A 7605-nucleotide genomic window follows, 5' to 3' on the forward strand; every position below is an offset into this window, starting at 1 on the left:
CCCACTTTCACCGAAGGCTGACACAGGGGCACCTTCCACTGCAAAAGTCAGACTTTTAGGTTTGAACGCGTTCTGTCAGCGATTCGCCACGCAGTGAGGACTTCTTGAAGATGAGTGCGCAGAGCCTCGATGGATTCGACTGGACCGATCTCGACCGGCGGGCCGTCGACACCGCCCGCATCCTGGCCGCCGACGCGGTGCAGAAGGTCGGCAACGGACACCCGGGCACCGCGATGAGCCTGGCCCCGGCCGCTTACACGATCTTTCAGAAGGTGATGCGGCACGATCCGGCCGACCCCGAGTGGACCGGCCGCGACCGTTTTGTCCTCTCCCCCGGCCACACCTCACTGACCCTGTACACACAGCTCTTCCTGGCCGGATACGAGCTGGAACTCGATGATCTGAAGGCGTTCCGCACCCACGGCTCGAAGACCCCGGGTCATCCCGAGTACGGGCACACCGCGGGCGTGGAGACCACCACGGGACCGCTCGGCCAGGGCGTCGCCAACGCGGTCGGCATGGCCATGGCCGCCCGCTACGAGCGCGGCCTGTTCGACCCGGACGCCCCCGAGGGCACCTCTCCCTTCGATCACATGATCTGGGCGATCGTCTCCGACGGCGACCTGGAGGAGGGCATCTCCGCCGAGGCGTCCTCGCTCGCCGGCCACCAGAAGCTCGGCAACCTCGTCTTCCTCTACGACGACAACCACATCTCCATCGAGGGCGACACCGCGACGGCCTTCTCCGAGGACGTGCTCAAGCGCTACGAGGCCTACGGCTGGCACGTCCAGCGCATCGAACCCGGCGAGAACGGCGACATCGACGTGCATGCCCTGTACGCCGCGCTCAGGACCGCGCAGGACGAGACCGGGCGGCCGTCGTTCATCGCGATGCGCACGATCATCGCCTGGCCGGCCCCGAACGCGCAGAACACCGAGGCCTCCCACGGGTCCGCCCTCGGCACGGACGAGGTCGCTGCCACCAAGCGCGTCCTCGGCTTCGACCCCGAGCAGACCTTCGAGGTCGCCGACGAGGTCCTGGCCCACACCCGCACGGCCCTCGACCGCGGCACCGAGGCGCACGCCGCCTGGGACAAGCGCATCGCCGAGTGGCGTGCCGCCCAGCCCGAGCGCGCCGAGCTGTTCGACCGCGTCGTCGCCGGTCAGCTGCCCGAGGGCTGGGAGGACGCATTGCCGGTCTTCGAGGAGGGCGCGTCCGTCGCGACGCGTGCCGCCTCCGGCAAGGTGCTGCAGGCCCTGGGGGCGGTCGTCCCCGAGCTGTGGGGCGGCTCCGCCGACCTGGCCGGCTCGAACAACACCACCATCAACAAGAACAGCTCCTTCCTGCCGAAGGGCAACCCGCTCCCGGAGGCGGACCCGTACGGCCGCACCATCCACTTCGGCATCCGTGAGCACTCCATGGCCGCGGAGATGAACGGCATCGCCCTGCACGGCAACACCCGCGTCTACGGCGGCACCTTCCTGGTGTTCTCCGACTACATGCGCAACGCGGTCCGCCTGTCGGCCCTCATGCAGCTCCCCGTCACCTATGTGTGGACCCATGACTCCATCGGTCTGGGCGAGGACGGCCCCACCCACCAGCCGGTCGAGCACCTGGCCTCGCTGCGCGCCATCCCGGGACTGAACATGGTCCGCCCGGCCGACGCCAACGAGACCGCCATCGCCTGGCGCGAGATCCTCAAGCGGCACTCGACGAACCCCGCCCCGCACGGTCTCGCGCTGACCCGCCAGGGCGTGCCGACCTACGCCCCCAACCCCGAGGCCGCGAAGGGCGGTTACATCCTTCAGGAGTCCTCGACCGAGATCCCGGACGTCATCCTCCTCGCCACCGGCTCCGAGGTGCAGCTCGCCGTCGGCGCCCGGGAGCGGCTGGAGGCCGAGGGTGTGGGTACCCGCGTGGTGTCGATGCCGTCCGTCGAGTGGTTCCAGGAGCAGCCCGCCGACTACCGCGAGCGGGTCCTTCCGCCGTCCGTGAAGGCCCGCGTGGCGGTGGAGGCGGGCATCGCCCTGACCTGGTACCGGTACGTCGGTGAGAGTGGACGCATCGTCTCCCTGGAGCACTTCGGCGCCTCCGCCGACGCCAAGACCCTGTTCGCCGAGTACGGCTTCACCGCCGAGAACGTGGCCGCCGCGGCCCGGGAATCCCTCGCCGCCGTCCGCGGTTGATCCGATCGCCAGAAAGAAGATGATCACAGTGACCGAAGCATCCGCAGCAGCGGAGCCGTTGAAGCGCCTGTCCGACGCGGGCGTGTCGATCTGGCTGGACGACCTCTCCCGCAAGCGGATCGCGTCCGGCAACCTGGCCGAACTCGTCGCGGCGAAGCACGTGGTGGGCGTCACCACCAACCCGTCCATCTTCCAGGCCGCCATCGGCTCGGGAGAGGGTTACGAGGAGCAGTTGGCCGATCTGGCCGCCCGGGGCGTGACGGTCGACGAGGCCGTGCGCATGATGACCACCGCGGACGTCCGCGACGCCGCGGACATCCTGCGGCCCGTCCACGAGGCCACGCACGGCCGGGACGGCCGGGTCTCCATCGAGGTCGACCCGCGGCTCGCCCACCGGACCAGGGCGACGGTGGCCGAGGCCAAGCAGCTCGCCTGGCTCGTCGACCGCCCCAACGTGATGATCAAGATCCCGGCCACCGACGCCGGCCTCCCGGCCATCACCGAGGTGATCGGACGGGGTATCAGCGTCAACGTGACGCTGATCTTCTCGCTGGAGCGCTACCGGCAGGTGATGGACGCGTACCTCGCCGGTCTGGAGAAGGCGAACGCCGCCGGCCTCGACCTGTCCACCATCCACTCCGTCGCCTCCTTCTTCGTCTCCCGCGTCGACTCCGAGATCGACAAGCGCCTGACGAAGCTCGGCACGGACGAGGCACTCGCGCTCAAGGGCAGGGCCGCACTGGCGAACGCGCGGCTCGCCTACGAGGCCTACGAAGAGGTCTTCGCGGGTGAGCGCTGGCTCGCCCTGGCCCGCGCCGGAGCCAACGAGCAGCGTCCGCTGTGGGCCTCGACCGGCGTGAAGGACCCGACGTACAAGGACACCCTGTACGTCGACGAACTGATCGCTCCGGGCACGGTCAACACCATGCCCGAGGCCACGCTCGACGCCACCGCCGACCACGGCGACATCCGGGGCGACGCGGTGACCGGCGGCTATGTGCAGGCCCGTGCGGACCTGGACGCCGTGGAGCGGCTCGGCATCTCCTACGACGAGGTCGTGAAGCAGCTCGAGGACGAAGGCGTCGCGAAGTTCGAGACGGCCTGGGTCGACCTGCTGGAAGCAGTGGCAACCTCTCTCAGGAACAAGGGAGTTGACGGGGAATGAGCAAGGGCAAGTCCAAGGGGACGCACGCCGGGAGCGCACAGCCCGCGACCGCGGAACCGCAGTCCGGGGCGCCCGAGGCGGCAGCCGGCACACAGCCGGCCACCGCGGCGGCCGGGCTCCCGGTCGACGACTGGGACAACCCGCTCCATGACGAACGCGACCGGCGTCTGCCCCGTATCGCGGGGCCGTCCGGCCTGGTCATCTTCGGCGTCACGGGCGATCTGTCCCGCAAGAAGCTGATGCCGGCCGTGTACGACCTGGCCAACCGCGGTCTGCTGCCGCCGGGCTTCTCGCTCGTCGGATTCGCCCGCCGCGACTGGGCCGACCAGGACTTCGCACAGGTGGTGCACGACGCGGTCAAGGAGCACGCCCGCACGCCGTTCCGCGAGGAGGTGTGGCAGCAGCTCGCCGAGGGGATGCGGTTCGTCCCCGGCACCTTCGACGACGACGCCGCCTTCGAGCAACTGCGGGAGGCCATCGAGGAGTTGAACACGTCCCAGGGCACGAGCGGCAACTACGCGTTCTACCTCTCCGTCCCGCCGAAGTTCTTCCCGCAGGTCGTCCAGCAGCTCAAGAAGCACGGACTCGCGGACGCACCGGAGGGATCCTGGCGGCGCGCCGTCATCGAGAAGCCGTTCGGCCGCGACCTGACGAGTGCCCGTGAGCTCAACCGGATCGTGCACGACGTGTTCGAACCGGACCAGGTCTTCCGCATCGACCACTACCTGGGCAAGGAGACCGTCCAGAACATCCTGGCGCTGCGCTTCGCCAACCAGATGTACGAGCCGATCTGGAACCGGTCCTACGTCGACCATGTGCAGATCACCATGGCCGAGGACATCGGCATCGGCGGCCGGGCCGGCTACTACGACGGCATCGGCGCCGCCCGGGACGTCATCCAGAACCACGCTCCAGCTGATGGCCCTCACGGCCATGGAGGAGCCCATCGCCTTCGACGCCGAGGCGCTGGTCACGGAGAAGCTCAAGGTCCTGAAGTCGGTGCGGCTTCCGGAGGACCTCGGGCTGCACACCGTGCCCGGTCAGTACGCGGCCGGCTGGCAGGGCGGCGAGAAGGTGATCGGCTACCTCGACGAGGACGGCATCGACCCCGGGTCCACCACGGACACCTACGCGGCCGTCAAGCTGGAGATCGACAACCGCCGCTGGGCGGGCGTCCCCTTCTACCTGCGCGCCGGCAAGCGCCTGGGCCGGCGGGTCACCGAGATCGCGGTGGTCTTCCAGCGGGCGCCGCACTCCCCGTTCGACTCCACGGCCACCGAGGAACTCGGTGAGAACGCGATCGTCATCCGGGTGCAGCCGGACGAGGGAATGACCGTCCGCTTCGGCTCGAAGGTGCCGGGAACCTCGATGGAGATCCGGGACGTCTCGATGGACTTCGCTTACGGCGAGTCGTTCACCGAGTCCAGCCCGGAGGCCTACGAACGACTGATCCTGGACGTACTGCTGGGTGACGCCAACCTCTTCCCCCGCACCGAGGAAGTGGAGGAGTCCTGGAAGATCCTCGATCCGATCGAGGAGTACTGGGCCACGCACGGCAAGCCCGCGCAGTACCCCGCGGGCACCTGGGGTCCCGAGGAAGCCGACGAGATGCTCGCACGAGACGGACGGAGCTGGCGCAGGCCATGAAGATCGACCTCACCGACACTACGTCAAGCAAGATCAACAAGGCGCTGGTGCAGGGCCGCCGGGCCCTCGGCACCCCCGCCGTGGGCATGGTCCTCACCATGATCATCGTGACGGACGAGGAGAACGCGTACGACTCGCTCAGGGCGGCCGAGGAGGCCTCCCACGAGCATCCGTCGCGCACCCTGGTCGTCATCAAGCGGCACGCCCGCACCCTGCGCGACCGCACGCGCCCGCACCTGGACGCCGAGGTCCGGGTGGGCGCGGACGCGGGCACCGGCGAGACGGTGGTGCTGCGGCTGTACGGCGAGGTGTCCGACCACGCCGACTCGGTCGTCCTGCCGCTGCTGCTGCCGGACGCACCCGTGGTGGTGTGGTGGCCGGTCGACGCCCCGGACAACCCCTCCAAGGACCCGCTCGGTGCACTGGCCCAGCGCCGGATCACCGATCTGTACGCCGTCGAGGCGCCGCTGGCGGCGCTGGAGACGCGAGTGGCCTCGTACGCGCCCGGAGACACCGATCTGGCCTGGACGCGTCTGACGCCCTGGCGGTCGATGCTCGCCGCGGCGCTCGACCAGGCACGCACGAAGGTGACCTCGGCGGCTGTGGAGAGCGAAGCGGAGAACCCGAGCGCCGAGTTGCTGGCCCGTTGGCTGCAGGCCCGGCTCCATGTGCCCGTGGAGCGGGTGGTCAGCGGTGGACCGGTCGTCACGGCCGTCCGGCTGGGCACCGCGAGGGGCGAGATCGTCATCGACCGCCCCGAGGGCCCGCTGGCCACGCTCACCCTGCCGGGCCAGCCGCCGCGCACCCTGGCGCTCAAGGTACGCCCGACCTCGGAACTCATCGCCGAGGAGCTGCGCCGCCTGGACGCGGACGAGATGTACGCCATCGCCCTGCGCGGCAATGGCGTGAAGAAGGAGGGGAAGGGCCGTGGCTGACCGTACGAGGCCCAACCAGCTGCCCGAGTGGACCGCTCTGGCCAAGCACCGCGAGGAACTGGACGGAGTGGGACTGCGCGAGTTGTTCGCGGCCGATCCCGGCCGGGGCGGCGGCTACACGCTTCAGGTCGGCGATCTGTGGGTGGACTACTCCAAGCAGCTGGTCACCGACGAGACATTGCGGCTGCTGCGGGAACTGGCCGCGGCGCGGGACGTCTTCGGGCTGCGAGACGCGATGTTCCGCGGGGAGAAGATCAACGTCACCGAGGACCGGGCGGTGCTGCACACCGCGTTGCGTGCGCCGCGGGACGCCGTGATCGAGGTCGACGGCGAGAACGTGGTGCCGAAGGTCCACGCGGTCCTGGACAAGATGAGTGGCTTCGCCGACCGGGTGCGCTCCGGGGAGTGGACGGGACACACCGGCAAGCGGATCAGGAACGTGGTCAACATCGGCATCGGTGGATCGGATCTCGGTCCGGCCATGGCGTACGAGGCGTTGCGTGCGTTCACGGACCGGTCGTCCACGGTCCGGTTCGTGTCCAATGTGGACGGTGCGGACCTGCACGAGGCGACGCGGGACCTGGATCCGGCGGAGACGCTGTTCATCATCGCGTCCAAGACGTTCACCACGATCGAGACGATCACCAACGCGACGTCGGCACGTCAGTGGCTGCTGTCCGGGCTGGCTGCCGGTCAGGAGGCGGTGGCCAAGCACTTCGTGGCGTTGTCGACGAATGCGGAGAAGGTCACCGAGTTCGGTATCGACCCGGACAACATGTTCGAGTTCTGGGACTGGGTCGGTGGCCGGTACTCGTACGACTCGGCGATCGGTCTGTCGTTGATGATCGCCATCGGCCCGGACCGGTTCCGGGAGATGCTGGACGGTTTCCACACCGTCGACGAGCACTTCCGCACCGCGCCGGCGGAATCGAATGTGCCGTTGCTGCTGGGTCTTCTGGGTGTCTGGTACGGCAATTTCCATGGTGCCCAGTCGCACGCGGTGCTGCCCTATTCGCATTACCTGTCGAAGTTCACCGCGTATCTGCAGCAGTTGGACATGGAGTCCAACGGCAAGTCGGTGGACCGCCAGGGGATGCCGGTCGCATGGCAGACCGGTCCGGTGGTGTGGGGTACGCCGGGGACCAATGGCCAGCACGCCTACTACCAGCTGATCCACCAGGGTACCGAGCTGATTCCGGCGGACTTCGTCGGTTTCGCCCGCCCGGTCGGGGAGTTGAGCGAGGCGTTGAAGGCTCAGCACGATCTCCTGATGGCGAACTTCTTCGCGCAGACCCAGGCGCTGGCTTTCGGCAAGACCGCGGACGAGGTACGGGCCGAGGGGGTGGCGGAGGAGCTGGTGCCGCACAAGACCTTCCGTGGCGACCATCCGACGACCACGGTCCTCGCCCCGGAGCTGACTCCTTCGGTGCTGGGCCAGCTGGTGGCGCTGTACGAGCACAAGGTGTTCGTACAGGGCGCGATCTGGAACATCGACTCCTTCGACCAGTGGGGCGTGGAACTGGGCAAGCTCCTCGCCAAGCGCGTCGAACCCGCACTGACCGAAGGCGCGGAAGTCCCCGGCCTCGACACCTCCACCCAAGCCCTCGTCGCCAAGTACCGCGAGCTCAGGAAGAAGTGAACTGACATGCAGATCGGACTCATCGGCCTTGGC

4 protein-coding genes and 1 pseudogene are annotated in these 7605 nt (G+C 68.7%); all 5 read left to right on the forward strand.

Annotated features, from left to right (window positions below):
- Positions 1-110: 110 nt before the first annotated feature.
- The 5 genes and pseudogenes from tkt to pgi all read left to right on the forward strand — a co-directional run bounded on the left by tkt (position 111) and on the right by pgi (position 7572).
- Positions 111-2186 (forward strand): transketolase, encoded by a 2076-nt coding sequence (gene tkt, locus ADL25_RS34540; protein WP_059131852.1) that lies wholly within the window; start codon positions 111-113, stop codon positions 2184-2186.
- 19 nt (positions 2187-2205) lie between these two features.
- Positions 2206-3351: a transaldolase gene (tal, locus tag ADL25_RS34545; RefSeq protein WP_059131853.1), complete on the forward strand. Its 1146-nt coding sequence runs from the start codon at positions 2206-2208 to the stop codon at positions 3349-3351.
- A pseudogene (gene zwf, locus ADL25_RS34550) lies at positions 3348-4998 on the forward strand (glucose-6-phosphate dehydrogenase). The gene tal and the pseudogene zwf overlap by 4 nt, the downstream one beginning before the upstream one ends.
- Entirely contained in the window at positions 4995-5933 is a 939-nt protein-coding gene (opcA, locus tag ADL25_RS34555) for a glucose-6-phosphate dehydrogenase assembly protein OpcA (protein ID WP_059131854.1), read from the forward strand. Before zwf ends, opcA begins: the two are co-directional and overlap by 4 nt.
- Complete coding sequence (gene pgi, locus ADL25_RS34560) at positions 5926-7572, forward strand: glucose-6-phosphate isomerase (RefSeq protein ID WP_059131855.1); 1647 nt, start codon at positions 5926-5928, stop codon at positions 7570-7572. Before opcA ends, pgi begins: the two co-directional genes overlap by 8 nt.
- The last annotated feature ends 33 nt before the right edge of the window (positions 7573-7605 follow it).

It is taken from the genome of Streptomyces sp. NRRL F-5122 (genome assembly GCF_001507435.1).
Lineage (GTDB): Bacteria > Actinomycetota > Actinomycetes > Streptomycetales > Streptomycetaceae > Streptomyces > Streptomyces lannensis.

Bases quoted from the DNA above. Each gene is read 5' to 3' on its own strand.
- tkt (WP_059131852.1), top strand. From the start codon at position 111: ATGAGTGCGCAGAGCCTCGATGGATTCGACTGGACCGATCTCGACCGG.
- opcA (WP_059131854.1), top strand. From the start codon at position 4,995: ATGAAGATCGACCTCACCGACACTACGTCAAGCAAGATCAACAAGGCG.
- tal (WP_059131853.1), top strand. From the start codon at position 2,206: ATGATCACAGTGACCGAAGCATCCGCAGCAGCGGAGCCGTTGAAGCGC.